This window comes from Variovorax sp. 160MFSha2.1 (genome assembly GCF_048305075.1).
Lineage (GTDB): Bacteria > Pseudomonadota > Gammaproteobacteria > Burkholderiales > Burkholderiaceae_C > Variovorax > Variovorax guangxiensis.
Genome location: NZ_CP157624.1, coordinates 4,433,646 through 4,459,072 on the forward strand (window position 1 = coordinate 4,433,646; position 25,427 = coordinate 4,459,072).

Sequence of the window (25,427 nt, forward strand, 5' to 3'; positions counted from 1 at the left end):
CGTGGTCAGTCACAGTGTTCCGCGATGTAGGCCTTGACCGCTTCCGCGTCGGCCGGCAGCTTGACGACGCGCTTGGGCAGCGCCTCGATGCCTTCGAACTTCTTCGGGCGCGCGGGCTCCTCGCCCAGCGCCTCGACCAGCGTGGCCGCGAACTTGATGGGCAGCGCGGTCTCGAGCACCACCATCGGCACGCCGGGGCTGAGCTGCTCGCGCGCGGCCTTGAGGCCGTCTGCGGTGTGTGGATCGACCAGCGTGGCGAAGCGCTTGTCTGTGTCGCGGATGGTGGCCAGGCGATCGGCATGCGTGCTACGGCCGCTGCGGAAGCCGAAGCGCGCGGCGGCCTGCGCGAATGCCGGGTCGGCGCTCAGGTCGAAGCTGCCGTTCAGGCCCAGGTCGTCCACGAAGAGCTTGCGCAGTTTGGCCGGATCGCGCCCGACAAGGTCGAACACGAAGCGCTCGAAGTTGCTGGCTTTGCTGATGTCCATCGACGGGCTGGAGGTCTCGTGCGTGTCGACGGCGCCGCGCACGCGGTACACGCCGGTGCGGAAGAACTCGTCGAGCACGTCGTTCTCGTTGGTGGCGACCACCAGCGTGTGGATCGGCAGGCCCATCATGCGCGCCACGTGGCCCGCGCAGACGTTGCCGAAGTTGCCCGAGGGCACGGTGAAGCTCACCGGCTTGTCGTTGGCCGCCGTGGCCTGGAAGTAGCCCGCGAAGTAGTAGACGACCTGCGCCAGCAGCCGCGCCCAGTTGATCGAGTTGACCGTGCCGATGCGGTACTTGCGCTTGAAGGCCAGGTCGTTCGACACGGCCTTGACGATGTCCTGGCAGTCGTCGAACACGCCGGTGATGGCGATGTTGTGGATGTTCGCGTCCTGCAGGCTGAACATCTGCGCCTGCTGGAACGGGCTCATGCGGCCGTCGGGCGAGGTCATGAAGACGCGCACGCCCTTCTTGCCGCGCATGGCGTACTCGGCCGCGCTGCCGGTGTCGCCGCTGGTGGCGCCCAGGATGTTGAGCTCGGCGCCGCGGCGGGCCAGTTCGTACTCGAACAGGTTGCCCAGCAGCTGCATCGCCATGTCCTTGAAGGCCAGCGTGGGGCCGTTGGACAGGGCCTCGAGGTACACGCCGTCTTCCAGCTCGCGCAGCGGCACGATCTCGTCGGTGCCGAACACTTCGGCCGTGTAGGTCTTCGCGCAGATCGCCTTCAGGTCGGCCGGCGGAATGTCGTCGATGTACAGCGAGAGGATCTCGAAGGCCAGCTCGGCGTACGACAGCTTGCGCCACGTGGCAAGCGTGGCGGTGTCGATCTGCGGGTATTGCTCGGGCAGGTAGAGGCCGCCGTCGGGCGCGAGGCCTTCGAGCAGGATTTCGCAGAAGCGCTTGCGGCCGGGGTGGCCGCGGGTGCTCAGGTAATTCACTTCAACTCTTCCTTGCGGATGCGCACGATGGGTTCGAGCACGGTCGGCAGCGCCTGCAGCTCGGCCAGGACGTCGTCGACCGTGCCTTCGCGCGCGTCGTGCGTGAGGATGATCAGGTCGGTCTGCGTGGAGCCCTCGCCGCCCACCTCGTCGGCTTCGCGCTGCAGCACGGCGTCGATGCTGATGCCGGCGGTGGCCAACAGCCCAGTCACCTTGGCGAGCACGCCGGCCTGGTCGGCCACGCGCAGGCGCAGGTAGTAGCTGGTGACGACTTCCGACATCGGAAGCACCTGCAGGTCGCTCAGCGCATCGGGGTGGAAGGCCAGGTGCGGCACGCGGTGCGCGGCATCGGCCGTGTGCAGGCGGGTGATGTCGACCAGGTCGGCGATCACCGCGCTGGCGGTCGGCTCGCTGCCGGCGCCCTTGCCGTAGTAGAGCGTGGTGCCCACTGCGTCGCCATGCACCACCACCGCGTTCATCGCGCCTTCGACATTCGCCAGCAGACGCTTCGACGGGACGAGCGAGGGATGCACGCGCAGCTCGATGCCCTTGGCGGTGCGCTTGGTGACGCCCAAGAGCTTGATGCGGTAGCCGAGCTGCTCGGCGTACTTGATGTCCTGCGCGGCCAGCTTGGTGATGCCCTCGATGTGGGCCTTGTCGAACTGCACCGGGATGCCGAAGGCCAGCGCGCTCATCAGCGTGACCTTGTGGCCGGCGTCCACGCCTTCGATGTCGAAGGTGGGATCGGCCTCGGCGTAACCCAGGCGCTGCGCTTCCTTGAGCACAGTCGCGAAGTCCAGGCCCTTGTCGCGCATCTCCGAGAGGATGAAGTTGGTGGTGCCGTTGATGATGCCGGCCAGCCACTGGATGCTGTTGGCCGTGAGGCCTTCGCGCAGCGCCTTGATGATCGGGATGCCCCCGGCCACCGCGGCCTCGAAGGCCACCATCACGCCCTTGGCGTGCGCGGCCGCGAAGATCTCGGTGCCGTGTACGGCCAGCAGCGCCTTGTTGGCCGTGACCACGTGCTTGCCGGCCGCGATGGCCTCCAGCACCAGTTGCCTGGCGATGCCGTAGCCGCCGATCAGCTCGATGACGATGTCGATCTCGGGATTGGCGATGACTTCGCGCGCATCGCTCACCACCTTCACGCCCTCGCCTGCCACTTCGCGGGCGCGGGCGGTGTCGAGGTCGGCCACCATGGCGATCTCGATGCCGCGGCCGGCGCGGCGCTTGATTTCTTCCTGGTTGCGCTTGAGCACCTTGAAGGTGCCGCTGCCGACCGTGCCTGCGCCGAGCAGGCCTACTTGGATGGGTTTCATTGGGAGAGTCGCACTCATGGCGTTCAGGGTTTGGATGAGGTGGCGGACGGCTCGGAGAGCTCCACGCGGGTGACGTAGCGCGGCAGGCTCCAGGCACCGCCCGCGAAGCCCCGGCACATGCCGTCGCCCGCGGCGGCGGTGCGCACGAAGCCCTTGCCGTCGAAGCTCCAGGTCTCGCTCGACCAGCAGTCGCCGATGCCGCGGCCCTTCATGGAGGAAGTGACGCTGCCGTCCTTCTCGTCGAAATCGCCGTTGGCTTCGATGGCGACAGGCGCATAGGGCGGCTTGTCGTTGGCGATCCAGAGCAGGCTGGAGTAGTTGTAGGCGCCCATGCCGCAGCCGAAGGACAGCAGCACCTTGCGATCGGTCAGGCGCGTGACGTTCAGCGACTTGGCGTTGAAGTCTTCGTGGTTGTTGCAATCGTCCTGGGCGTCGGACTGCTTCAGCGACGGGAAGATGCGCGCGGCCAGCGCGTCGTCGCCGGGCCGGGCCTTCGGCGGCACGACGGCCTTCACGACCGGCGCCGGCACGGGCGGCAGCACCGAGGATTCGGGCTTGCTGCCGCGGCGCACCAGCGCGCCGGGAGTACCGATGCGGCCCTGGACCTCGTCCATCTTCAGCAGCACGGCATTGAGGCCGGAGAGCGAAAGAACCCACTTCTGTCCGCCGCGGTCCGTGAGCGTGGCGTCATCGTTCCTGAGCAGTTCGGGGAGCACGGCGCGGACCTGGTCCTGGTCGAGGCTGGCGGCGCTGTCCTTGAAGCCGGACAAGGTGGCTTTGCCGACCTTGAAGCGCACCGGACCCTTGGCAGGCTTCTCGCCACCTGTCTGCAGCTCGATCTCGACGGATGTGTCCGGGCCCGCCTTGCGCGTGATGAGCATCGACACCGGCTCGGTGATGTCCGCGCCTTCAGACTGGTAGCCGGCGGCACGGCAGGTGCGCGTGTTGTCGCAGGCCAGTTCCCAGTCGTTGTGCGAGAACGAGACGCCCTCCTTGCCGGCCGCACCAGCGGCTCCAACGGCGCCAGCGGAAAGCGCGGCGAACGACAGCGCCGCGGCGGCAGCGATGCGGGCAGAGTTCATTGGCGCGACTTGCGGCGCAGTCGGTACTGCTCCAGGAACTTCGCGATGCGGTTGATGGCCTCGCGCAGGTCGTCCTCGTGGGGCAAGAACACGATGCGGAAGTGGTCGGGCGTCGCCCAGTTGAAGCCGGTGCCCTGAACCAGCATCACGCGGGTTTCCTTCAGCAGCTCGAGGAAGAACTGGCGGTCGTCCTCGATGGGATAGACCTCCGGATCGAGCTTGGGGAACATGTAGAGCGCAGCGCTCGGCTTGACACAGCTTACGCCCGGAATGGCGGTGATCAGCTCGTAGGCCAGGTCGCGCTGGCGGCGCAGGCGGCCGCCCTCGCACACGAGGTCGTTGATGCTCTGGTAGCCGCCGAGCGCCGTCTGGATGGCCCACTGGCCCGGCACGTTGGCGCAAAGGCGCATGTTCGAGAGCATGTTCAGGCCCTCGATGTAGTCCTGCGCGCTGCGCTTGTCGCCCGAGACCACCAGCCAGCCGGCGCGGTAGCCGCACGAGCGGTAGCTCTTGGACAGCGAGTTGAAGGTGAGCGTGAGCACGTCGGTCGACAGGCTGGCGATGGCGGTGTGCTTCACGCCGTCGTACAGCACCTTGTCGTAGACCTCGTCGGCGAAGATCACGAGGCCGTGCTCGCGCGCGATGGCCACGATGCTCCTGAGCAGGTCGTCGGAATACAGCGCGCCCGTCGGGTTGTTCGGGTTGATGACCACGATGCCCTTGGTGCGCGGCGTGATCTTGGCGCGGATGTCGTCGAGATTCGGCATCCAGCCGTTGGCCTCGTCGCACAGGTAGTGCACCGGGGTGCCGCCGGAGAGGCTGGTGGAGGCGGTCCACAGCGGGTAGTCGGGGGCCGGAAGCAGCAACTCGTCGCCGTCGTTGAGCAGCGCGTTGGTGGACATGGCGATCAGCTCGCTGGCGCCGTTGCCGAGGTAGATGTCGTCGAGGGTGACGCCCGAGACGCCCTGCTTCTGTGTCTCGTGCATCACCGCCTTGCGTGCCGCGAAGACGCCCTTGCTGTCGGAGTAACCGGCCGAGGTGGGCAGGTTGCGGATCATGTCCTGCTGGATTTCCTCGGGAGCATCGAAACCGAACACGGCCAGGTTGCCGATGTTGAGCTTGATGATCTTCTGGCCGTCTTCTTCCATCTGCTTGGCGGCGTCCATGATCGGGCCGCGGATGTCGTAGAGGACGTTGGCCAGCTTGGCCGATTTCTTGAGCTGCTTCAAAGGGCCCTCCCGGGCGCGGGTTAGAGTTTGCTTACGCGGAATCAAAGGCCCTTGCGAGCCCCGTGGCACTAGGGAAAACCTATAATTTGACCACAGTTCCCAGTGCCCAGATGAAGCTACAGCCCGACAAATCCGACGCTCAGTCTCTCACCGCACATGGTCCCGGCTGGGTGGCGATCAACAACGAAAAGGTCGAGGGCAGCGTGGTGGTCGGCTCGCGCGGCGAGCGCTTCGAATGGAATTGTTCGAGCTTCGACCAGATCGGCCCCGAACATTTCGCGCAATTGGCATCGCTGGGCGCCGAATTGATCATCTTCGGCAGCGGAAACCGGATCCGCTTCCCCCAGCCAGTCTGGCTCAAGCCGCTGATGGCCCAGCGCACCGGCGTGGAGACCATGGACACCGCGGCAGCCTGCCGGACCTACAACATCCTGGCCGGCGAAGGCCGGCACGTGATCGCCGCCCTCCTCGTGGAGAGCCCTGCGGCTGGCTGATGGGGGTGTTTTCGGGGTAAAATACCGGGTTGCGAACAGGCCGGCTACCCCAAAGTTAGCAACGACCAATCCTCCACTCTTTGAGCAAGCCCGGTGCGAAACGGGGCGAGAGGGCTCAGGAGCGGAATCTAACGGAGAAAACAAGTTTCATGGCGATCGTTGTCAACAAACCCATTCCTGAATTCGACGCCAACGCCACGGGCGGCATCAAGGTCTCGAATACCTCGCATCTCGGCCACGTGCTGGTCATGTATTTTTACCCGAAAGATAACACTCCGGGCTGCACCACCGAAGCGATGCAGTTCCGCGACCGTTACAAGGATTTCGAGAAAGCCGGCGCCACGGTCTTCGGCGTGTCCCGCGACAACATGAAGTCGCACGACGAATTCAAGGCCAAGCTCGAGCTGCCCTTCGAGCTCATCGCCGACACCGAAGAAAAGATGTGCCACATGTTCGGCGTGGTCAAGAACAAGATCATGTACGGCAAGAAGGTCAAGGGCATCGAGCGCAGCACCTTCCTGATCGGCGCCGACGGCATCCTGAAGGCCGAATGGCGCGGGCTCAAGGTCCCCGGCCATGTCGACGACGTGCTCAAGGCCGTCAAGGCCCTCAAGAAGGCTGCCTGAGAGCCTTCCGGCGAGCCGGCGGCGCGCTTTTCCGCTGTGGCGTGGGAAATGCCCCACGCGGTGCGTAAAGAGCTCCCGGCGCGTCTTCCGCGGTGTGCATAATGGCCTCATGCCGTTGAGCTCCACGACCGCATCCTCCGAACAAAGCCGCCTTGGTCTTCAGGCGGCTTTTTCGTTTTCTGGTTCCCACTTCCTGCGAGCGATCTGACACATGCCACTGCCCCCCGCCCCCACGAAACGCGCTGCATTGCTCTCCCCGGACGCACTCGATGCGCCCGCCCGGTCCTCGCACCGGGGCTCGCGCCGTTCCGGTGATTCGCGTGCCGACGAAGCCGCGGCGCGCAGCCCGCAGCCGCTGGAACTGTTCGATAGCGTCGGCGCCGAGAGCGCCGGCGGTGCCGCCGCCGTGCGCCCTGCCCGCCGGACCAGACCGAAAGCAACGCCCGCCCCCGTGAGCGCGCCGGCGCCCCAGGCACTCATCCAGGTCGAGACCAAGGCCCCGGCCGCCGAACCTGCTGCGGCTCCTGCAGTGGCAGCGGCGCCGCAGGCCCCTGCGCGCGCCAAGCGCAGCAAATCCACCGGCCCGGCCAAGCTGTTCGTGCTCGACACCAACGTGCTGCTGCACGATCCGATGTGCCTCTTCCGCTTCGAAGAGCACGACATCTTCCTGCCGATGATCGTGCTGGAGGAACTCGACGGCCACAAGAAGGGCACGACCGAAGTCGCCCGCAACGGCCGCCAGACCAGCCGCACGCTCGACGCCCTGGCCGCCGCCCAGGACGCCGACATCGACAAGGGCCTGAAGCTCGACACCACCGGCCACCGCGAAGCCGGCGGCCGCCTGTTCTTCCAGACCGCCCCGCTCGACTATTCGCTGCCGATGAGCCTGCCCCAGGGCAAGGCCGACAACCAGATCCTCGGCGTGGTGCACGCGCTGCGCGACGAGTACGCCAAGGACCGTCCGGGCCAACCCAAGCGGGAAGTCGTGCTGGTGTCGAAGGACATCAACATGCGCGTCAAGGCGCGCGCGCTGGGCCTGGCCGCCGACGACTACCAGAACGACAAGACGCTGGAAGACGGCGACCTGCTCTACGCCGGCTCGCTCGCCCTGCCTGCCGACTTCTGGACTCGCCAGAGCAAGACCGTCGAGAGCTGGCAAAGCGGCAGCAGCACCTTCTACCGGATCAGCGGCCCGCTGGTGCCCAACCTGTACATCAACCAGTTCGTGTACTTCGAGGCTCCGGGCGAACCGAGCATGTACGCCCGCGTCACCGAGATCCGCGACAAGACCGCGGTGCTCAAGACGCTGAAGGACTACAGCTCCGGCAAGAACGCCGTGTGGGGCGTGAACACGCGCAACCGCGAGCAGAACTTCGCGATGAACCTGCTGATGGACCCGGAGATCGACTTCGTCACGCTGACCGGCACCGCCGGCACCGGCAAGACCCTGATGGCGCTGGCCTCCGGCCTCACGCAGGTGCTGGACGACCGCCGCTACACCGAGATCATCATGACCCGCGCCACCGTGAGCGTGGGCGAGGACATCGGCTTCCTGCCCGGCACCGAAGAGGAAAAGATGGGCCCCTGGATGGGCGCGCTCGACGACAACCTCGAGTTCCTGGCCAAGGGTGATGGCGGCGGCGCCGGCGAGTGGGGCCGCGCGGCCACCAACGAGCTGATCCGCAGCCGCATCAAGGTCAAGAGCATGAACTTCATGCGCGGGCGCACCTTCCTCAACAAGTACGTGATCATCGACGAGGCACAGAACCTCACGCCCAAGCAGATGAAGACGCTGATCACCCGCGCCGGCCCCGGCACGAAGATCATCTGCATGGGCAACCTCGCGCAGATCGATACGCCGTACCTGACGGAGGGCTCCTCGGGCCTGACCTTCGCGGTCGACAAGTTCAAGGGCTGGCCGCACGGCGGGCACATCACGCTGGCGCGCGGCGAACGCTCGCGCCTGGCCGATTTCGCCAGCGACGTGCTCTGACCCTCCGGGGCAGCGCCCCGGACAAGCCCGTGCATGCTCCCCGAGCAGCGCGGGCTTTTTTCATCCGTGGTGACAGGCTACTGACAAGACGCTGTCAGTAGGGCGCCAGCACCATCCGGACTCCTTCCAACGCAACGAAAGAAAGAGAGTCCCGAATGCAGAACGCCATCACCTGGTTCGAAATCCCTGTCACCGACATCGATCGCGCACAGGCCTTCTACGAAACCGTGCTCGCCCGCAAGCTGCGCCGCGAAGACTTCGGCGGCGAGACGCTGGCCATCTTCCCGCACGACAAGCCCGCCACCGGAGGCGCCCTGCAGGCCGGAGCCAATGCCAGCGCGCGCGCCGGCACTGGCCTTCGCATCTACCTCGACTGCAATCCAAGCATCGATGCCGTGCTGGCGCGGATCGAAGCCGCCGGTGGGCAGATCGTGTCGCCCAAAGCGGCGCTGCCGCCCGGCCTTGGCTTCATTGCCCACCTGCGCGACACCGAAGGCAACGAAGTCGGCCTGCACTCGCTGGAGTGATTCGCCATGACGCAGCGCAACTGGATCGCCGTGGCCAGCGCCGAGCATGCGCGGCGCGGGCGCGACCACCGGCCGCTGGGCTTCATGCAGGTCGGCCACGGCAAGCAGGCGCCGCTCAAGCGGCTTTCGGCGGGCGACCGCGTCGCCTACTATTCGCCGGGCACCATGTTCGGCGGCGCGGACAGGCTGCAGAGCTTCGTGTCGATCGGCATCGTGCAGCCGGGCGAGCCCTACGAATTCGACATGGGCAACGGCTTCGTGCCTTGGCGGCGCGACGTGGTCTACGCCGCCGGGCACGAGGCGCCGATCGCCCCGCTGATCGAGCGGCTGGCCTTCATCGAGAACCCCAGGCAGTGGGGCTACAAGTTCCGCTTCGGCATGTTCGACATCAGCGACGCCGACATGAAGCTGATCGCACAGGCCATGAAGGCCGACCTGAAAACACTATCGCTTTGAGGAGAGAAAGCACATGGAACCAGTCCGCCAACGCCAGGATGCATTCCGCGTCTCGGGCCTCACCATCCGCACCACCAACCGCGAGGAACGCGACCCCGCAACCGCTCGCCTCGGCCAATTGTGGGGCCGATTCTTCGGCGAGGAAACCTATGCATCGACGCCACAGCGCACCGCCGACATGCGCATCTTCAGCGTGTACACGGCCTACGAATCGGACGAGGATGGCGCGTTCGACGTCACGGCGGGCGTCGCCGTGTCGGGCGGCGAGAACAGCCTCGCCGTGGAAGCCGGCGACTACCTGGTCTTCAACGGCGAAGGGCAGATGCCGCAGATGGTGATCGCCACGTGGGAGCGCATCTGGCAGTATTTCGAGGCGCACCCGGAGGTCGCACGCCGCTATCGCAGCGACTTCGAGGCCTACGAAGGGCCGGACAAGGTGGCGATCCACATCGGAGTTTCATGAGCATCACCCCCAAGAGCCGGCGCGACCCGCCCGCACGCCACCCTCGCCCGCTCGCCAGGGCCTGCTGATGCGCCGCGCCGACCGCCTCTTCCAGCTCGTGCAGCTCATCCGCGGGCGCCGGCTGACCACGGCCGCGTTCCTGGCGCAGCGCCTCGAGGTGTCGGAGCGCACGGTGTACCGCGACATCGCAGACCTGCAGCACCAGGGCGTGCCCATCGAGGGCGAGGCTGGCGTGGGCTACCGGCTGGGCGCGGGCTTCGAGCTGCCGCCGCTGATGTTCACGCAGGACGAGGCCGCGGCGCTCGTCGCTGCAGCCCGGCTCGCGCAGAGCTGGGTCGATCCGGCGCTGGCGCGCGACATCGAGACCGGACTGGGCAAGATCCTGTCGGTGCTGCCACCTGCGGCGCGCGTCTCGGCCGAGGCGCTGGCGCTCTACGCGCCCGGACTGGGCCTGGACGACACCCTCCGCGCGCGGCTGCAGACGCTGCGCGAGGCGACCCAGTCGCACAACAAGCTGCGGCTGCACTACCGCGACGTCTCGGGCGACGCCAGCGAGCGCACGGTGCGCCCGCTGGGCTGCTTCTATTGGGGCAAGGTCTGGACGCTCTCGACCTGGTGCGAGCTGCGCGACGATTTCCGGGGCTTCCGGCTGGATCGCATGGACGCGATCGAGGTGCTGCCCGACCGCTTTCGAGACGAGCCGGGCAAGACGCTGGCCGACCTTCTGCGGCAAGTCAATGCCGAGACGGCGCATGGCAAGGTGGTGCCGCAGAAGCCGGACGGCCAGCCGTCGTGGTCCAGCAGCAATAGCGGCAGCGGTAGCGCGGCCAGCTGACTTAGGCGCCGCCGGGTCAGTACTCGTCGTTGTTGCTGTAGCCGACCAGGTTCTCGAACTTGGTCAGCGGCTTCAGGAAGGCCAGCTTGACGGTGCCGGTGGGGCCGTTACGGTGCTTGCTGATGATCACCTCGGCCACGCCCGGCTCCTTCGACTCCTTGTTGTAGTAGTCGTCGCGGTAGATGAACATGATGATGTCCGCGTCCTGCTCGATGGCGCCGGATTCGCGCAGGTCGCTCATCATGGGACGCTTGTCGGTACGGCTTTCCACGCCGCGGCTGAGCTGCGACAGTGCGATCACCGGGCACTTCAGTTCCTTGGCGAGCATCTTCAGGCCGCGCGAGATTTCGCCCACGGCCGTGGCCCGGTTCTCGTCGCCCGAGCTGCTGGTGGACATCAGCTGCAGGTAGTCGACCACGATCAGGCCGAGCCGCCCGTACTGGCGCGCAAGGCGGCGCGCATTGGCCCGCAGCTCGCTGGTGGAAAGGCCCGGGGTCTCGTCGATGTGCAGCGACACGGTGCGCAGCTTCTCGATGGCCTCGGTCAGACGCGGCCACTCCTCGTCGGTGAGCTTGCCGGTGCGAAGGTGGCCCTGGTCGATGCGGCCGATGGAGCCCACGATACGCACCGCCAACTGGGCGGCGCCCATTTCCATGGAGAACACGGCCACCGGCAGGCCTTCGTCGAGCGCCACGTGCTCGGCGATGTTGATCGCGAGCGAGGTCTTGCCCATCGAGGGACGCGCGGCCAGCACGATCATGTCGCCCGGCTGCAGGCCGGAAGTCATCTTGTCGAAGTCGTTGAAGCCAGTGCGAACGCCCGTGATGTCGTTCGGGTTCTCGGCCATCTCGGTCACGCGGTCGAGCAGGTCGACCACCAAGGCATCCATGCTCTGGAAGCCCTGCTTCATCCGCGTGCCTTCTTCGCCGATGTTGAAGATCTTCTGTTCGGCCTCGTCGAGGATCTTGTCGACCGCCTTGCCCTGCGGATTGAAGGCGTTGGTCGCGATCTCGTCGCTGGCGGAAACCAGCTTGCGCAGGATGGAGCGCTCGCGAACGATCTCGGCGTAGCGGCGGATGTTGCTCGCGCTGGGCACGTACTGCGCGAGCGAGTTCAGGTACACCAGCCCGCCGATCTCGTCGGCCTTGCCGAGGTTCTGCAGTTGCTCGTAGACCGTGATCACGTCCGCCGGCTTGCTGGCGTTGATCAGCCCGCCGATGGCCGCGTAGATCAGCTTGTGTTCGTGGCGGTAGAAGTCGCCGTCGACCAGCAGGTCGCCCATGCGGTCCCAGGCACCGTTGTCGAGCAGCAGGCCGCCGAGCACGCTCGATTCGGCCTCGATGGAGTGAGGCGGAATGCGCAGTTGGGCGACTTGGCGGTCGGCCGACGGATCATTGTCGGCATAGGAGAAAACGGCGGACATGGGGCCTTGAAAGTTAACAAAGCATGCTACGCGCGCTGCGGCCGCGGCGCCATGCATAACGCTGTGTACGTGCTGTGCAAAACCCTGTGGACAGTCACTGAACAAGCCTTGAAGAACAAAAACAAAAGCCGCCCGAAGGCGGCTTTTGCGCAGCGCACGAGGCGCTGTGGACGATCAGGCGGTTTCGCCGTAGACCGTCACGGTGATGTCGACCACCACGTCAGTGTGCAGGGCCACGCTCACGGTGCTGTCGCCGACGATCTTGATCGGACCGTTGGGCAGGCGCACTTGCGACTTTGCAACCTTGTAGCCCTGCTTGCCCAACTCTTCGGCGATGTCGCCGTTGGTGACCGAGCCGAACAGACGGCCGTCCACGCCAGCCTTTTGCGTCAGCTTGATGGTCGTGCCACCGAGCTTTTCGCCTTGAGCTTGCGATTCGGCCAGCTTGGCGGCTGCAGCCTTTTCGAGTTCGGCGCGCTTGGCTTCGAATTCGGCCTTGTTGGCAGCGGTGGCGCGGCGGGCGCGGCCCGACGGAATCAGGAAGTTGCGTGCGTAGCCGTCCTTGACCTTGACGATGTCGCCCAGGGCACCGACGTTGACAACCTTGTCCAGAAGAATGATTTGCATGGTGTCGACTCCTTAGACGCGGTGCTGGTCGCTGTACGGCACCATGGCCAGGAAGCGTGCGCGCTTGATGGCGGTGTTCAGCTGGCGCTGGTAGATCGCGCGGGTGCCGGTCAGGCGCGCGGGGATGATCTTGCCGTTTTCGCTGATGAAGTCACGCAGCGTGTCGATGTCCTTGTAGTCGATTTCCTCGACTCCAGCGACGGTGAAGCGGCAGAAGCGCTTGCGCTTGAACAGCAGCGACTGGGTGTTGCGCTTCGGGCGCTTGTCTTTGTTGAATTTCTTGAACGTGGCCATTTCGGGACCTCTTGTCGAAAATTAATCTTGCTGAAAATCCTGGATGTGCAGGACCGGATGCTTGCCGTTGCCCGGTGTCGCGAGGAAGCCCTGAAAACGCCAGAGACTTCCCATCGACTGTCTTGCGAGCCGTTCGGCGATGGCGCCGAAGGCAACAGCCTTGAGGGCCGTCTTCACCTGCCTGGGCTTTCCTGCCTCCTGGAGCGTCGACTCGTGTTCGAGCTTCAGGTCTAGGGCGGGCAAGCCGGCTGGCGTGAATCGCAGGTTTCCGAGTTCGGCAACGGAGGCGGTCAGCAGCAGCTGGTTGACCCCGGTTGCCGCAGCGGCGGCAGTCACGCCATCAGTTGTTGTTGGCGGCGTACTCGGCCTGCTGGGCCTTGCGGGCCTCTTCGCGCTCGACCGTCTTCATCATCGACGAAGGACCGGTTTCGGCCTTCTTCTTCTGGACGGTCAGGTGACGCAGCACGGCGTCGTTGAACTTGAACGCGTGTTCGAGTTCGCCCATCACGGTCTGCTCAGCTTCGATGTTGACGCACAGGTAGTGGGCCTTGTTGAGCTTGTTGATCTGGTAGGCCAGCTGACGGCGGCCCCAGTCTTCGACGCGGTGGACCTTGCCGCCGCCGGCCGTGATCAGGCCCTTGTAGCGCTCCAGCATGGCCGGAACTTGTTCGCTCTGATCCGGGTGGATCAGCAAAATGATTTCGTAGTGACGCATGGCACTCCTTGTGGATTCTTCCGAGGAAGAGGAAAAGCCACCTGCAGCGTCGGGCGCAGTGTGGCAAGGCAAAGCCGGCGATTATAGCCCTGTCGGAAGCGATCCGGCAAGACTCTCAGTCGTTGAGCGCCTTGTCGAGCGCCGCGGCCTTCTCGGGCCCGACGGCGGCGCGGATCTTCGGGGCCAGCGCCAGCAGGTCTTCGTAGCTGGTCGTGCCCTCGACCTGCAGGTTGAGCCGGAAGCCCTTCAGGCCGAGGCTGCCGGTCAGCTGGGTCGCGATCGGGTAGGCGTCCTTGTAGCGCTGCTGCCTGCTGCGCCCGGAGGAGCCCTGGGCGGGCGCCGCTGCAGCGGCCGCCGCCTCTGCGGGAGCCGTCGCGCTGCCCGCCACAGGCTCCAGCACGCCCAGGCCGACCATCTGGTCGATGTCTTCGCGCACGATGCCCATGCCCGCGGCCAGCACGTCATCGACCGATCTTTTGCCGTCGAACAGGATGAACGCCGAGCGCTGCCGTGGCGACAGCGGGATGGAGCGGTCTTTCAGGGCCTGGTGGCCTGCTTCTGTCTTGACGAGGATCATGGTGTTCTTCCCTTCCGGGATACGCCCGTGAGTCCCGCCAGTCTGGCATCAAATACGCAATTTGTTTCAATCACCGGCCCGGGTCGCGGGAATCCCCCCATGGGGATTTCCGCAATCCAGAGCTCCGGCTTCGCCGGCTCAGCGCTTGGCGAGCTGCTGCCAGGTGTCGATCACGCTGTCGGGATTCAGCGAGATCGATTCGATGCCCTGCTCCGCCAGCCACAACGCGAAGTCGGGGTGGTCGCTGGGGCCCTGGCCGCAGATGCCGACGTACTTGCCCTGCGACTTGCAGGCCTTGATGGCGCGGCTCAGCATGGCCTTGACGGCCGGGTCGCGCTCGTCGAAGTCGGCGGCCAGCAGTTCCAGGCCCGAGTCGCGGTCCAGGCCCAGGGTGAGTTGGGTCAGGTCGTTCGAGCCGATCGAGAAGCCGTCGAAGTACGCCAGGAACTCGTCGGCCAGCACGGCGTTGCTCGGCACCTCGCACATCATGATCAGCTTGAGCTCGTTGTCGCCGCGCTTCAGGCCATGCTCGGCCAGCAGGCCGGTCACGCGCTCGGCCTGGCCGAGGGTGCGCACGAAGGGCACCATGATCTGCACGTTGGTCAGGCCCATGTCGTTGCGCACGCGCTTGAGCGCCTCGCACTCCATCGCGAAGGCCTCGCCGAAGTCGGCGCTCAGGTAGCGCGCGGCGCCGCGGAAGCCCAGCATCGGGTTCTCTTCCTCGGGCTCGTAGCGGCTGCCGCCGATCAGCTTGCGGTACTCGTTCGACTTGAAGTCCGACAGGCGCACGATCACCTTCTTCGGCCAGAAGGCCGCGGCGATGGTCGCAATGCCCTCTGCGACCTTGTCGACGTAGAAGGCGCGCGGCGAGGCGTGGCCGCGGGCCACCGACTCGACGGCCTTCTTCAGGTCGTTGTCGACGTTCGGGTAGTCGAGGATCGCCTTCGGATGCACGCCGATGTTGTTGTTGATGATGAACTCCAGGCGCGCGAGGCCCACGCCGTGGTTCGGCAGCTGCGCGAAGTCGAAGGCGAGCTGGGGGTTGCCCACGTTCATCATCAGCTGGATGTCGATCTCGGGCATCACGCCGCGCTGCACCTCGGTCACCTCGGTCTCGAGCAGGCCGTCGTAGATGAAGCCGGTGTCGCCCTCGGCGCAGCTCACGGTAACCAGCGTGCCGTCCTTCAGCAGGTCGGTGGCGTCACCGCAGCCGACCACGGCCGGAATGCCCAGCTCGCGCGCGATGATGGCCGCGTGGCAGGTGCGCCCGCCGCGGTTGGTGACGATGGCCGAAGCGCGCTTCATCACCGGTTCCCAGTTGGGGTCGGTCATGTCGGTGACGAGCACGTCGCCGGCCTGCACCTGGTCCATTTCGCTGATGCTGTGCACCAGCCGCACGGGGCCGGTACCGATCTTCTGGCCGATGGCGCGGCCTTCGGCCAGCACAGCACCCTTGCCCAGCAGCTTGTAGCGCTGCTCGGCCTTGCCCTGCTGCTGGCTCTTCACCGTCTCTGGGCGCGCCTGCAGGATGTAGATCTGGCCGTCGGTGCCGTCCTTGCCCCACTCGATGTCCATCGGGCGGCCGTAGTGCTCCTCGATCACCAGCGCGTACTTGGCGAGCTGCTCGACTTCGGTGTCGGTCAGCGAGTAGCGGTTGCGCTGCTCGGCCTTCACGTCGGTGGTCTTGACCAGCTTGCCGGTGGCCTTCTTCTCCTCGGGCGTGGCGAACTCCATCTGGATCAGCTTGGAGCCGAGGTTGCGGCGGATCACGGCCTTCTTGCCGGCCTTCAGGGTCGGCTTGTGCACGTAGAACTCGTCGGGATTCACGGCGCCCTGCACCACCGTCTCGCCCAGGCCGTAGCTGGAGGTGATGAAGACCACGTCCTCGAAGCCCGATTCGGTATCGATGGTGAACATCACGCCGGCGGCGCCGAGGTCGGAGCGCACCATGCGCTGCACGCCAGCCGACAGCGCGACCACGTCGTGCTCGAAGCCCTTGTGCACGCGGTAGCTGATGGCGCGGTCGTTGTAGAGGGAGGCGAACACCTCCTTCATCTTGTGCAGCACGTCGTCGATGCCGACCACGTTCAGGAAGGTTTCCTGCTGGCCCGCGAAGGAGGCGTCGGGCAGGTCTTCGGCGGTGGCGGACGAGCGCACGGCGAACGAGGCGGCCGGGTTGCCCGCGCTCAGCGTGGCGAAGGCTTCGGTGATGGCCTTCTGCAGGTCGGCCGGGAACGGCTGGGCCTCGACCATGCCGCGGATCTCGGCGCCGGCGGCGGCCAGTGCGCGCACGTCGTCGACGTTCAGGGCGGCCAGGCGCTTGCTGATCTTGTCGGCCAGGCCGTCATGGGCCAGGAACTGGCGGAAAGCGTGCGCCGTGGTCGCGAAACCGGTGGGCACCCGCACACCCTGGGGCAATTGCGAGATCATTTCGCCGAGGCTGGCGTTCTTGCCGCCAACCGCCTCGACGTCGGTCATTCTCAGGTTTTCAAACGGTACGACCAGGGCGGTCGCGTCGAAAAGTGCAGACATGGGAAAGCTCCAGAAGTTGAAACCTGTGCCGCATGCAGACGGCGCGGCACGATCGTTCTCGTTGCTTTGGGTGCGGGCGCGGTGTGCATGGAGAGAATTGGGTTGGGAAGGCAGATTCCCGATAATGGCCCTCATTGTAGGCGGGGCAAGGTGGTCCGCGCCGCAGGACAAGGCCGCATGACTATTCCTTCACGCACCGTTTTCTTCATTTCCGACGGCACCGGCATCACCGCCGAGACCTTCGGCAACGCCGTTCTGGCCCAGTTCGAGATGAAGCCGCGCCACGTGCGGCTGCCTTTCACCGACACGGTCGACAAGGCCCACCAGGCGGTGCGGCAGATAAACCACACCGCAGAAATAGAAGGCGTAAGGCCCATCGTTTTCACCACGCTGGCCAACATGGATGTGCTGGAAGTGATCGAAACCGGCTGCAAGGGCATGCTGCTGGACATGTTCGGCACCTTCGTGCGCCCCCTCGAAATCGAGCTGGCCGTGAAGTCGAACCACCGCATCGGCCGCTTCAGCGACGTCAGCAAGAGCAAGGAATACAACGACCGCATCGCCGCCATCGACTTCAGCCTGCAGCACGACGACGGCCAGAGCAACCGCGACCTGGAAGGCGCCGACGTGATCCTGGTGGGCGTGAGCCGCAGCGGCAAGACGCCGACCTCGCTCTACCTGGCGATGCAGCACGGCCTGAAGGCGGCCAACTACCCGCTGATTCCGGAGGATTTCGACCGCCGCCAGCTCCCGCCGGCCCTGATTCCGCATCGCAAGAAGATCTTCGGCCTGACCATCCAGCCCGAGCGGCTCAGCGAGATCCGCAACGAGCGCCGCCCGAATTCGCGCTACGCCAGCATCGAGAACTGCCGCCACGAGGTCGCCGAGGCCGAGGCCATGATGCGGCGCGCGGGCATCCGCTGGCTCTCGACCACCACCAAGTCGATCGAGGAAATCGCCACCACGATCCTGCAGGAACTGCGGCCGGAGCGGCTCGTCTATTGATACCGCTATCTTTTAGATAGCAAAAAAGCGCCCCGCCGGGGCGCTTTTTGCGCTTTGCATCGCCGGAATGGCGGCTTACGCAGGAGCCGACGTGCGGATCAGGTGGTCGAACGCACCCAGCGCAGCCTTCGCGCCATCGCCGGCCGCGATGATGATCTGCTTGAACGGCACCGTGGTCGCGTCGCCCGCCGCGAACACGCCCGGCACCGAGGTCTGGCCGCGCGCGTCGACGATGATCTCGCCGTGCTTCGACAGCTCGACCGTGCCCTTGAGCCAGTCGGTGTTGGGCACCAGGCCGATCTGGATGAACACGCCTTCGAGCTCGACCTTCTTCGACTCGCCCGTCGCACGGTCCTTGTAGATCAGGCCGTTGACCTTCTGGTCGCCGGTGATCTCGGTGGTCTGCGCGTTCGTAAACACGTCGACGTTCTTCAGGCTCTTGAGCTTGCGCTGCAGCACGGCGTCGGCGCGCAGCTGCGTGTCGAACTCGATCAGCGTGACGTGGCCGACGATGCCGGCGAGGTCGATGGCCGCCTCGACACCCGAGTTGCCGCCGCCGATCACTGCCACGCGCTTGCCCTTGAAGAGCGGACCGTCGCAATGCGGGCAGTAGGCCACGCCCTTGTTCTTGAACTCGTGCTCGCCGGGCACGTTGATGTTGCGCCAGCGCGCGCCGGTCGAAATGATGACCGACTTGCTCTTGAGCGAGGCGCCGCTCTCGAGCTGCACTTCGATCAGGCCGTCGCCCGGCACGAGCGCCTTGGCGCGCTGAAGGTTCATGATGTCGACGTCGTAGTCGCGCACATGCTCCTCGAGCGCGTGAGCGAACTTCGGCCCCTCGGTCTCCTTGATCGAGATGAAGTTCTCGATGCCCATGGTGTCGAGCACCTGGCCGCCGAAGCGCTCGGAGGCCACGCCGGTGCGGATGCCCTTGCGCGCCGCGTACACGGCCGCTGCCGCGCCGGCGGGGCCGCCGCCGACGATCAGCACGTCGAACGGATCCTTGCCGTCGATCTTCTTGGCTTCGCGCTCGACGCCGCTCGTGTCGATCTTGGCGAGGATCTCTTCCAGGCTCATCCGGCCCTGACCGAACTCGGTGCCGTTGAGGAACACCGTCGGCACGGCCATGATCTGGCGCTCCTTCACCTCCTCCTGGAAGGTGCCGCCCTCGATCATCGTGGTGCGGATGCGCGGGTTCTGCACTGCCATCAGGTTCAGCGCCTGGACCACGTCCGGGCAGTTGTGGCAGGTGAGCGAGACGTAGATCTCGAACTCGAAGTCGCCGTCGAGCGCCTTGATCTGGTCGAGCACGGCCTGCTCGACCTTCGGGGGATAGCCGCCGATCTGCAGCAGGGCAAGGATCAGCGACGTGAATTCATGGCCCATCGGCAGGCCGGCAAAGCGCGGGCCGTGGTTTTCGCTCGGGCGGTTGACCGAGAACGAGGGCTTGCGGTGGTTGTCGTCGCGGCTTTCGGTCAGCTTGATCAGCGGGGACGATTCGGCAACGTCCTTCAGCAGCGACAGCATCTCGCCCGAGGCCTTGCTGTCGTCGAGCGAGGCGACGATCTCGATCGGCTGCGTGGCGCGTTCGAGGTAACTCTTCAATTGGGCTTTGGTGTTTGCGTCGAGCATGAGGGACTCTCTTTCGATAACGTAAAACTATCAAATGGGGCTGAAAAAGCCCGGGGGCCTATGAGCGCCCGGGCTTTCGCGCGGGTGACGCTCAGATCTTGCCGACGAGGTCCAGCGACGGGGCGATCGTCTTGTCGCCTTCATTCCACTTGGCCGGGCAGACTTCGTTCGGGTGGGCGGCGGTATAGACCGCTGCCTTCAGCTTGCGCAGCGTTTCCTTCACGTCGCGGGCGATTTCGTTGGAGTGCACTTCGGCGGTCTTGATGATGCCTTCGGGGTTGATCACGAAGGTGCCGCGCAGCGCCAGGCCTTCTTCGGGGATGTGCACGCCGAAGGCGTTGGTCAGCACATGGGTCGGGTCGCCGACCAGCGGGAACTTGGCCTTGCCGACGGCCGGCGAGGTGTCGTGCCAGACCTTGTGCGAGAAGTGCGTGTCGGTGGTCACGATATAGACCTCGGCGCCCAGTTTCTGGAACTCGGCGTAGTTGTCGGCCGCGTCCTCGACTTCGGTCGGGCAGTTGAAGGTGAAAGCCGCCGGCATGAAGATCAGCACGGACCACTTGCCCTTGAGCGACTCGTCGGAAACTTCGATGAACTTGCCGTTGAGGTAGGCCTGGGTCTTGAAGGGCTGAACTTGGGTATTGATCAGGGACATGTTGATTCCTTGGATGCTGCGGATGAACAAAGATAAGGGCGAGCCATGAGTATAACTACCAATCCTCCAATATTCATAGTTATCACCTATTAAAAGTATTGGGACTCGCTATGTTTTCGATGACTGCGAAATACGCCTGACACACCATCAATACGAACGTGTATCACCATCACACGCATGCAGACCGGCGCAGCATGGGATTGCTTGCAAGCGCTCCTTTCCGCCTCTGACAATCACCGCTTTCAGAACAAGGAAAAAGCCATGAAGGGCGACGCAAAAGTCATCGAACACCTGCAGGCTCAGCTCAAGAACGAGCTGACCGCGATCAACCAGTACTTCCTGCACTACCGCATGCTCAAGCACTGGGGCCTGGACAGGCTGGCGAAGAAGGAATACGAGGAATCGATCGGCGAGATGAAGCACGCCGACAAGCTCATGGACCGCATCTTCATGCTCGACGGCCTGCCGAACCTGCAGGACCTCGGCAAGCTGAACATCGGCGAAGACGTGCCCGAACTGCTGCGCTGCGACCTCGGTGCCGAGACCGGCGCGCAGGCCACCATCAAGGACGGCATCGCGCATTGCGAATCGGTGCGCGACTATGTCTCGCGCGACCTGCTCCAGGAGATCCTGGACGACACCGAGGAGCACATCGACTTCCTCGAAACCCAGATCGACCTGATCGACAAGGTCGGCCTGCAGAACTACCTGCAGTCGCAGATGGGCGAACTCGAATAAGGCCGCCTTCGCTGCCGCCAGCAAAACGGGACTTCGGTCCCGTTTTTTATTGCTTTACGTAACTTAACCCGCCACGAATAACAGTCATTCTCATTCGCACGGATAGAATCCGCGCCTTCGATGACTGCGATTCGCCCCGACAACCGCCGCCGTGCCTATTGGCTCAAGACCCTGCACGAATGGCATTGGGTGAGCTCGGCCATCTGCCTCATTGGCATGATCCTGTTCAGCGTGACGGGATTCACCCTCAACCACGCCAGCCAGATCGAGGCCAAGCCGGTCGTCACCCGGCTGAACGGCTCGATCGACGAGGCGCTGCGCGCCCAGCTCGAAAAGCAGCTGCCCGCCGCCAAGGCCCTCAAGGGCAAGGCTCCCCTGCCCCCTGAACTCCAGGCCTGGGTGCAGAAGCACTGGGACATCTCCACCGCCAGCCGCGAGGCCGAGTGGTCCGACGACGAAATCTACCTGTCGCTGCCCCGCCCCGGCGGCGACGCATGGCTGCGCCTGAGCCTGTCCGACGGCGAGATCGAGTACGAGCGCACCGATCGCGGCTGGCTCTCCTACTTCAACGATCTCCACAAGGGCCGCAACACCGGCACCGCGTGGAGTTGGTTCATCGACATCTTCGCGGGCGCGGCCCTGGTGTTCTCGGTCACCGGCCTCTTCATTCTCAAGATGCATGCGGGCAACCGGCCGTTCACCTGGCCGATGGTCGGCATGGGGCTGGTGGTGCCCGTGCTGCTCGCGCTGCTGTTCATTCACTGATTTCGTTCATCAATTCATCCAGATCCAGGAAAGAGGTTTCCCGTGCACGTTCGCTACTCACTCGCGCCGCTGGCCATGTCGGCGCTGTTCGCGGCTCCGGCCTTCGCGTCGGGGCTGGCCGTCAACATCGAGATCCCACGGCTGAACGTCTCCGAGTACCACCGTCCCTACGTGGCAACCTGGATCGAGCGCGCGGACAACACCGTCGCCGGCACGCTGGCCGTGTGGTACGACGTGCGCACCAAAACCAACAACCCGGAGGGCGAAGGCACCAAGTGGCTGAAGGACATGCGCCAGTGGTGGCGACGCGGCGGCCGCGAGCTCTCGGTGCCGGTCGACGGCGTGACGGGGGCGACCAAGCCTGCCGGCAAGCACCAGTTGAGCTTCACCGAGGGCACGGCGCCCATGCCCAGGCTCGCGCCCGGCGCATACAAGCTCGTGGTGGAGGCCGCGCGCGAAGTCGGCGGCCGCGAAGTCGTGAGCATTCCCTTCCAGTGGCCCCCGACGGCAGCGGCGCAGCCGACCGCCACGGGCAAGGAAGAACTCGGCGAGATCAGGCTCGAACTCAAGCCTTGATCTCTTCTGTCCTCCAACGACCAGCCCGCCGCATCACAAAAGGAACCGCCATGACCCGCTTCAACCTGCGCCTCGTCTCCCTCGCCATCGCCCTCTCCAGTGCCGCATCGCTCGCCCAGGCGCACAACGCCTGGCTGCTGCCATCGTCCACCGTGTTCTCCAAGGCCGACACCGTGACGGTCGATGCGGCCGTGTCCAACGACCTGTTCGTCGCCAACCACGCGCCGCTGCGCCTCGACGGCCTGCAGATCACCGCGCCCGACGGCAGCACCGTCAAGCCGGAGACCGAAGCCAAGCTCAAGTTGCGCAACGTGTTCGACGTGAGCGTCGCGCAGGCTGGCACCTACCGCATCGCCGTGATCAACGCCGGAGCTTTCGCGAGCTGGAAGGACAAGGCCACGGGCCAGACCAAGCGCACGCGCGGCACGGCCGAGACCATCGGCAAGGAAATTCCGGCCGATGCGCAGGACGTGAGCGTCACCCAGTCGTCGGGCCGCATCGAGACCTTCGTGACCGTCGGCAAGCCTTCCGCGCTCAAGCCGGTCGGCCAGGGCCTGGAGCTGATCGCCGCCGGCAGCCCGACCGATCTGGTCAAGGGCGAGAAAGCCACCTTCACGCTGAACCTCGATGGGCAGCCCGCCAAGGGGCTAGAGGTGACGGTGACCGCGGGCAACACGCAGTACCGCGACAAGCTCGAGGAAATCAAGCTCAAGACCGACGACAAGGGCCAGTTCAGCGTGACCTGGCCGACCGCCGGCATGTACTGGCTCGACGCCAGCACCAAGGACAACAAGACCACGGTGCCGCAGGCCAGGGAGCGCCGCCTGAGCTACGCGGCCACGCTCGAAGTGATGCCCTGAGGCTGCGATAGAGCGAGCTTCTTCCTTGGGCCTTTCGTTCAGCACCTGGCGCGCTGGCGGCTACGCCAACGCGGCCGTTCCACGCCCCGCCGATCCCGCGACACTCCAGCAACTGGGCGGCGAGACCATGGGTACCACCTGGTCGCTGCGCTTCGACAATCCGCGAATGCTGCCGCTGGCGCAGGTAAGGGAGGCCGTGGACTCAGCGCTCGGCCGCGTGATCGCGCAAATGAGCCACTGGGAGCCGGACTCGGACATCAGCCGGTTCAACCGCGCGCAGGCCGGGTCGCGCCATGTGCTGCCGCCGGAGTTCGCCGCGGTCATGCGATGTGCTTTCCGGTGGGCAGCGGCAAGCGGCGGCGCGATCGACCCGAGCGTGGGTCCGCTGGTCGCGTGCTGGGGCTTCGGGCCGGAAGCGGAACAGGCGGGTCTGCCCGGCGAGGCCGCGCTGGCCGAGGCGCGCGGGCGCGTCGGCTGGTTCCGGCTGGCGTTCGACGAAGCGGAAGGCTCGCTCCTGCAGCCCGGGGGCGCAACGCTCGATCTCTCGGGCATCGCGAAAGGGTTCGCGGTGGACCACGGCATCGAAGCCCTGCGCACACTGGATATCGCCGACGCGCTTCTCGAGGTCGGCGGAGAACTGCGGGGCATCGGGAAACGCCCTGGAGGACAGCCCTGGCAAGTGCTCGTCGACGGCGATCCTTCCGGCGCGCGCCGCGTGGCGCTCGCGGACATGGCCATCGCCACATCGGGCGACCGGTGGCACCGGCGCTCGCACGAGGGACGCCACTGGTCGCACACCATCGATCCGCGAACGGGAGAGCCGGCCGCGCACCCGCTGGCCAGCGTCACCGTGCTTCACGCGGAGTGCATGCAGGCCGATGCGCTCGCCACCGTGCTGACGGTGCTCGGGCCGGAAGAAGGATTCGACTTCGCGCAGCGGCACGAGATCGCCGCGCTGTTCGTGAGCCACGGCGATCCGGCGCCAGAGGCGAAGACCACGCGCGCCTGGCCCGCAGCGGCCGCTGCATGAACGACTTCGCCTGGCGCGCACTGGGCGCGGGTTCCACCGTCGCGGCGTATGCAGCGCTCTGTGCGTCGATCTACCTGCGCGAGCGCAGTCGCAAGGCCGAAGCCGCGCGCGACTCGGCGGCGTTATCGGCAGGCAGCGGCGCAGCGCCGGTTCTCGTGCTGTTCGCCAGCCAGACCGGCCAGGCCGAAGCCATCGCGTGGCAGACCGCTCGGCAGCTGAGTGCGGCGAATACGCCGGCGCGCGCGATGGAGCTGAACGCGCTCGATGCATCGACGCTGGCAGCCGCCCCCCGCGCGCTCTTCATCGCGAGCACCTATGGCGAAGGCGATGCGCCGGACGGCGCCAGCGTGTTCGTCGAACGGGTGATGAATTCATCGCCGGCACTGTCTTCGCTGAGCTATGCCGTACTGGCGCTCGGCGACCGCCAGTACGCCAGCTTCTGCGGCTTCGGTCGTGCGCTCGACGAGTGGCTGCAGGCCGCGGGCGCCAGGCGCGAATTCGATCGCATCGAGGTCGACAACAGCGACCCGGCCGCGCTGGCCGCATGGCATGCGCATTGGGGAGACCCGCCCGCATCCGCAGGCGATGCCGAAGGCGCGGGTTTCGCTCCATGGCGGCTCGTCTCGCGCGAGCATCTCAACCCGGGCAGCGCGGGCTGGCCGGTCTTCCATCTCGGGCTGGTGCCTCAGGCCGGCGGACCGCTGCCGTACTGGGCCTCGGGCGATCTTGCGCAGGTGGTCGTCGCGGGCGATCCGAAACGCCCGCGCGACTACTCCATCGCCTCGGTGCATGCCGACGGCGAATTGCAGTTGCTCGTGCGGCAGGAGCGGCATCCGGACGGCACGCTCGGCGCGGCCTCGGGACTGCTCACGTCCACCCTGGGCATCGGCGACACGGTGGCGCTGCGCGTGCGGGAGCACCGGAGCTTCCGCCTCGACGGCAACGAAGCACGGCCGCTGATTCTCATCGGCAACGGCACAGGCATCGCCGGGCTGCGCGCGCACCTTCGCACGTGTGCAGCCATGGGCAGGCACGACAACTGGCTGGTGTTCGGGGAGCGCCAGGTGGCGCACGACTTCCTCTATCGCGATGAGATCGAGGCATGGCAGGCCAACGGAACGCTGAAGCGCCTGGACATGGTGTTCTCGCGCGACCAGGCCGATCGCTTCTACGTGCAGCACCGGCTGCTGCAGTCGGCGGACACCGTGCTGCAGTGGCTGCGCGATGGCGCCGCCATCTACGTCTGCGGCAGCCTTCAAGGAATGGCCTCGGGCGTGGATGCGGCGTTGCGCCAGATCGCGGGTGAGGCGCAGCTCATCGAACTCGCGGCCAGCGGCCGCTATCGGCGAGACGTCTACTGAAGAAGGCCAACTGCTTCGCTCGCGTTGTTGGGCCGCAACGAAATTGACACAACTTTCGGCTTAGTTTCGCTCGGGTGTCAATTTTAATATTGAGAACCAATATCATTCGCAGCGATTTGCGAACATTCGCAAATCGACTCACCCAGCCAGTCCTCCCTCGTGTTTCTCCAAGGAATCCAGGTCGTGCGGACA

The 25,427-nt window shown here is 65.7% G+C and carries 27 protein-coding genes; 14 read left to right on the forward strand and 13 right to left on the reverse strand.

The genetic code is table 11. The features are described 5' to 3' along the window. Positions 1–5 precede the first annotated feature (5 nt). From thrC to ABL838_RS20160, 4 genes are read right to left on the reverse strand one after another with little or no spacing between them, the layout of a single operon-like run. Positions 6–1,421: a threonine synthase gene (thrC, locus tag ABL838_RS20145; RefSeq protein WP_418121615.1), complete on the reverse strand. Its 1,416-nt coding sequence runs from the start codon at positions 1,419–1,421 to the stop codon at positions 6–8. Continuing rightward, positions 1,418–2,740 (reverse strand): homoserine dehydrogenase, encoded by a 1,323-nt coding sequence (locus ABL838_RS20150; RefSeq protein ID WP_184641334.1) that lies wholly within the window; start codon positions 2,738–2,740, stop codon positions 1,418–1,420. The genes thrC and ABL838_RS20150 overlap by 4 nt, the downstream gene beginning before the upstream one ends. Before the next feature lie 23 nt (positions 2,741–2,763). Beyond that, complete coding sequence (locus ABL838_RS20155) at positions 2,764–3,822, reverse strand: DUF1176 domain-containing protein (RefSeq protein ID WP_418121616.1); 1,059 nt, start codon at positions 3,820–3,822, stop codon at positions 2,764–2,766. Beyond that, positions 3,819–5,051: a pyridoxal phosphate-dependent aminotransferase gene (locus ABL838_RS20160; RefSeq protein ID WP_418121617.1), complete on the reverse strand. Its 1,233-nt coding sequence runs from the start codon at positions 5,049–5,051 to the stop codon at positions 3,819–3,821. Before ABL838_RS20160 ends, ABL838_RS20155 begins: the two co-directional genes overlap by 4 nt. Positions 5,052–5,161: 110 nt before the next feature. Between ABL838_RS20160 and ABL838_RS20165 the strand changes: the two genes are divergently transcribed. The 7 genes from ABL838_RS20165 to ABL838_RS20195 all read left to right on the forward strand — a co-directional run bounded on the left by ABL838_RS20165 (position 5,162) and on the right by ABL838_RS20195 (position 10,445). Beyond that, a complete protein-coding gene (locus tag ABL838_RS20165; protein WP_184641468.1) occupies positions 5,162–5,545 on the forward strand; it encodes an Mth938-like domain-containing protein in 384 nt (127 codons plus the stop codon). Between the two features lie 149 nt (positions 5,546–5,694). Then, positions 5,695–6,171, forward strand: coding sequence for a peroxiredoxin (locus ABL838_RS20170; protein WP_019655927.1), 477 nt, complete (start codon positions 5,695–5,697; stop codon positions 6,169–6,171). 211 nt (positions 6,172–6,382) lie between these two features. Next, positions 6,383–8,164, forward strand: coding sequence for a PhoH family protein (locus ABL838_RS20175; RefSeq protein WP_184641337.1), 1,782 nt, complete (start codon positions 6,383–6,385; stop codon positions 8,162–8,164). Positions 8,165–8,319: 155 nt separating this feature from the next. Further along, positions 8,320–8,691, forward strand: coding sequence for a VOC family protein (locus ABL838_RS20180; protein WP_418121618.1), 372 nt, complete (start codon positions 8,320–8,322; stop codon positions 8,689–8,691). A gap of 6 nt (positions 8,692–8,697) precedes the next feature. After that, positions 8,698–9,147: an EVE domain-containing protein gene (locus ABL838_RS20185; RefSeq protein ID WP_418121619.1), complete on the forward strand. Its 450-nt coding sequence runs from the start codon at positions 8,698–8,700 to the stop codon at positions 9,145–9,147. 13 nt (positions 9,148–9,160) lie between these two features. Next, positions 9,161–9,610: a GyrI-like domain-containing protein gene (locus ABL838_RS20190; protein ID WP_418121620.1), complete on the forward strand. Its 450-nt coding sequence runs from the start codon at positions 9,161–9,163 to the stop codon at positions 9,608–9,610. 67 nt (positions 9,611–9,677) lie between these two features. After that, the gene (locus tag ABL838_RS20195) at positions 9,678–10,445 is read left to right on the forward strand and encodes a helix-turn-helix transcriptional regulator (protein WP_418117085.1); all 768 of its coding nucleotides are present in this window, start codon (positions 9,678–9,680) and stop codon (positions 10,443–10,445) included. A 16-nt stretch (positions 10,446–10,461) separates the two neighbouring features. Here the strand turns inward: ABL838_RS20195 and dnaB are convergent, their stop codons facing one another. The 7 genes from dnaB to ppsA form a co-directional block, all read right to left on the reverse strand. After that, the gene (gene dnaB / locus ABL838_RS20200) at positions 10,462–11,868 is read right to left on the reverse strand and encodes a replicative DNA helicase (protein WP_093203332.1); all 1,407 of its coding nucleotides are present in this window, start codon (positions 11,866–11,868) and stop codon (positions 10,462–10,464) included. Between the two features lie 174 nt (positions 11,869–12,042). Further along, positions 12,043–12,495: a 50S ribosomal protein L9 gene (rplI, locus tag ABL838_RS20205; RefSeq protein ID WP_126025881.1), complete on the reverse strand. Its 453-nt coding sequence runs from the start codon at positions 12,493–12,495 to the stop codon at positions 12,043–12,045. A 12-nt stretch (positions 12,496–12,507) separates the two neighbouring features. Continuing rightward, positions 12,508–12,789, reverse strand: coding sequence for a 30S ribosomal protein S18 (rpsR, locus tag ABL838_RS20210; protein WP_007830781.1), 282 nt, complete (start codon positions 12,787–12,789; stop codon positions 12,508–12,510). Positions 12,790–12,810: 21 nt separating this feature from the next. Beyond that, positions 12,811–13,125: a primosomal replication protein N gene (gene priB, locus ABL838_RS20215; RefSeq protein ID WP_126025882.1), complete on the reverse strand. Its 315-nt coding sequence runs from the start codon at positions 13,123–13,125 to the stop codon at positions 12,811–12,813. A gap of 4 nt (positions 13,126–13,129) precedes the next feature. After that, the gene (gene rpsF / locus ABL838_RS20220) at positions 13,130–13,504 is read right to left on the reverse strand and encodes a 30S ribosomal protein S6 (protein ID WP_019655917.1); all 375 of its coding nucleotides are present in this window, start codon (positions 13,502–13,504) and stop codon (positions 13,130–13,132) included. A 115-nt stretch (positions 13,505–13,619) separates the two neighbouring features. Further along, positions 13,620–14,081, reverse strand: coding sequence for a hypothetical protein (locus ABL838_RS20225; RefSeq protein ID WP_126025883.1), 462 nt, complete (start codon positions 14,079–14,081; stop codon positions 13,620–13,622). A 138-nt stretch (positions 14,082–14,219) separates the two neighbouring features. Further along, positions 14,220–16,613, reverse strand: coding sequence for a phosphoenolpyruvate synthase (gene ppsA / locus ABL838_RS20230; RefSeq protein WP_418121621.1), 2,394 nt, complete (start codon positions 16,611–16,613; stop codon positions 14,220–14,222). 183 nt (positions 16,614–16,796) lie between these two features. Between ppsA and ABL838_RS20235 the strand changes: the two genes are divergently transcribed. Beyond that, positions 16,797–17,618: a pyruvate, water dikinase regulatory protein gene (locus tag ABL838_RS20235; RefSeq protein ID WP_126025902.1), complete on the forward strand. Its 822-nt coding sequence runs from the start codon at positions 16,797–16,799 to the stop codon at positions 17,616–17,618. Between the two features lie 75 nt (positions 17,619–17,693). On the opposite strand, the gene ahpF is transcribed toward ABL838_RS20235, so the two are convergent. Together ahpF and ahpC are read right to left on the reverse strand one after the other, a co-directional pair. Then, positions 17,694–19,250 (reverse strand): alkyl hydroperoxide reductase subunit F, encoded by a 1,557-nt coding sequence (ahpF, locus tag ABL838_RS20240; RefSeq protein WP_418121622.1) that lies wholly within the window; start codon positions 19,248–19,250, stop codon positions 17,694–17,696. Positions 19,251–19,341: 91 nt separating this feature from the next. Next, positions 19,342–19,905 (reverse strand): alkyl hydroperoxide reductase subunit C, encoded by a 564-nt coding sequence (ahpC, locus tag ABL838_RS20245; RefSeq protein ID WP_126025886.1) that lies wholly within the window; start codon positions 19,903–19,905, stop codon positions 19,342–19,344. A 261-nt stretch (positions 19,906–20,166) separates the two neighbouring features. Between ahpC and bfr the strand changes: the two genes are divergently transcribed. From bfr to ABL838_RS20275, 6 genes are all read left to right on the forward strand, one after another. After that, entirely contained in the window at positions 20,167–20,643 is a 477-nt protein-coding gene (gene bfr, locus ABL838_RS20250) for a bacterioferritin (protein WP_418121623.1), read from the forward strand. 120 nt (positions 20,644–20,763) lie between these two features. Continuing rightward, complete coding sequence (locus tag ABL838_RS20255; protein ID WP_418121624.1) at positions 20,764–21,408, forward strand: PepSY-associated TM helix domain-containing protein; 645 nt, start codon at positions 20,764–20,766, stop codon at positions 21,406–21,408. A gap of 75 nt (positions 21,409–21,483) precedes the next feature. Further along, entirely contained in the window at positions 21,484–21,984 is a 501-nt protein-coding gene (locus tag ABL838_RS20260) for a DUF2271 domain-containing protein (RefSeq protein WP_221297725.1), read from the forward strand. Between the two features lie 50 nt (positions 21,985–22,034). Then, on the forward strand, positions 22,035–22,844 hold the full coding sequence (locus ABL838_RS20265) for a DUF4198 domain-containing protein (protein WP_418121625.1): 810 nt from the start codon (positions 22,035–22,037) through the stop codon (positions 22,842–22,844). 25 nt (positions 22,845–22,869) lie between these two features. Further along, positions 22,870–23,874 (forward strand): FAD:protein FMN transferase, encoded by a 1,005-nt coding sequence (locus ABL838_RS20270; RefSeq protein ID WP_418121626.1) that lies wholly within the window; start codon positions 22,870–22,872, stop codon positions 23,872–23,874. After that, complete coding sequence (locus ABL838_RS20275; RefSeq protein WP_418121627.1) at positions 23,871–25,235, forward strand: sulfite reductase subunit alpha; 1,365 nt, start codon at positions 23,871–23,873, stop codon at positions 25,233–25,235. Before ABL838_RS20270 ends, ABL838_RS20275 begins: the two co-directional genes overlap by 4 nt. The last annotated feature ends 192 nt before the right edge of the window (positions 25,236–25,427 follow it).

Bases quoted from the DNA above. Each gene is read 5' to 3' on its own strand.
- rpsR (WP_007830781.1), bottom strand. From the start codon at position 12,789: ATGGCCACGTTCAAGAAATTCAACAAAGACAAGCGCCCGAAGCGCAAC.
- ABL838_RS20185 (WP_418121619.1), top strand. From the start codon at position 8,698: ATGACGCAGCGCAACTGGATCGCCGTGGCCAGCGCCGAGCATGCGCGG.
- ABL838_RS20170 (WP_019655927.1), top strand. From the start codon at position 5,695: ATGGCGATCGTTGTCAACAAACCCATTCCTGAATTCGACGCCAACGCC.
- ABL838_RS20260 (WP_221297725.1), top strand. From the start codon at position 21,484: ATGTCGGCGCTGTTCGCGGCTCCGGCCTTCGCGTCGGGGCTGGCCGTC.
- ABL838_RS20195 (WP_418117085.1), top strand. From the start codon at position 9,678: ATGCGCCGCGCCGACCGCCTCTTCCAGCTCGTGCAGCTCATCCGCGGG.
- ppsA (WP_418121621.1), bottom strand. From the start codon at position 16,613: ATGTCTGCACTTTTCGACGCGACCGCCCTGGTCGTACCGTTTGAAAAC.
- rplI (WP_126025881.1), bottom strand. From the start codon at position 12,495: ATGCAAATCATTCTTCTGGACAAGGTTGTCAACGTCGGTGCCCTGGGC.
- ahpC (WP_126025886.1), bottom strand. From the start codon at position 19,905: ATGTCCCTGATCAATACCCAAGTTCAGCCCTTCAAGACCCAGGCCTAC.
- bfr (WP_418121623.1), top strand. From the start codon at position 20,167: ATGAAGGGCGACGCAAAAGTCATCGAACACCTGCAGGCTCAGCTCAAG.
- dnaB (WP_093203332.1), bottom strand. From the start codon at position 11,868: ATGTCCGCCGTTTTCTCCTATGCCGACAATGATCCGTCGGCCGACCGC.
- ABL838_RS20165 (WP_184641468.1), top strand. From the start codon at position 5,162: ATGAAGCTACAGCCCGACAAATCCGACGCTCAGTCTCTCACCGCACAT.
- ABL838_RS20275 (WP_418121627.1), top strand. From the start codon at position 23,871: ATGAACGACTTCGCCTGGCGCGCACTGGGCGCGGGTTCCACCGTCGCG.
- rpsF (WP_019655917.1), bottom strand. From the start codon at position 13,504: ATGCGTCACTACGAAATCATTTTGCTGATCCACCCGGATCAGAGCGAA.
- ABL838_RS20225 (WP_126025883.1), bottom strand. From the start codon at position 14,081: ATGATCCTCGTCAAGACAGAAGCAGGCCACCAGGCCCTGAAAGACCGC.
- ahpF (WP_418121622.1), bottom strand. From the start codon at position 19,250: ATGCTCGACGCAAACACCAAAGCCCAATTGAAGAGTTACCTCGAACGC.
- ABL838_RS20190 (WP_418121620.1), top strand. From the start codon at position 9,161: ATGGAACCAGTCCGCCAACGCCAGGATGCATTCCGCGTCTCGGGCCTC.
- ABL838_RS20255 (WP_418121624.1), top strand. From the start codon at position 20,764: ATGACTGCGATTCGCCCCGACAACCGCCGCCGTGCCTATTGGCTCAAG.
- ABL838_RS20150 (WP_184641334.1), bottom strand. From the start codon at position 2,740: ATGAAACCCATCCAAGTAGGCCTGCTCGGCGCAGGCACGGTCGGCAGC.
- ABL838_RS20180 (WP_418121618.1), top strand. From the start codon at position 8,320: ATGCAGAACGCCATCACCTGGTTCGAAATCCCTGTCACCGACATCGAT.
- ABL838_RS20175 (WP_184641337.1), top strand. From the start codon at position 6,383: ATGCCACTGCCCCCCGCCCCCACGAAACGCGCTGCATTGCTCTCCCCG.
- ABL838_RS20265 (WP_418121625.1), top strand. From the start codon at position 22,035: ATGACCCGCTTCAACCTGCGCCTCGTCTCCCTCGCCATCGCCCTCTCC.
- ABL838_RS20155 (WP_418121616.1), bottom strand. From the start codon at position 3,822: ATGAACTCTGCCCGCATCGCTGCCGCCGCGGCGCTGTCGTTCGCCGCG.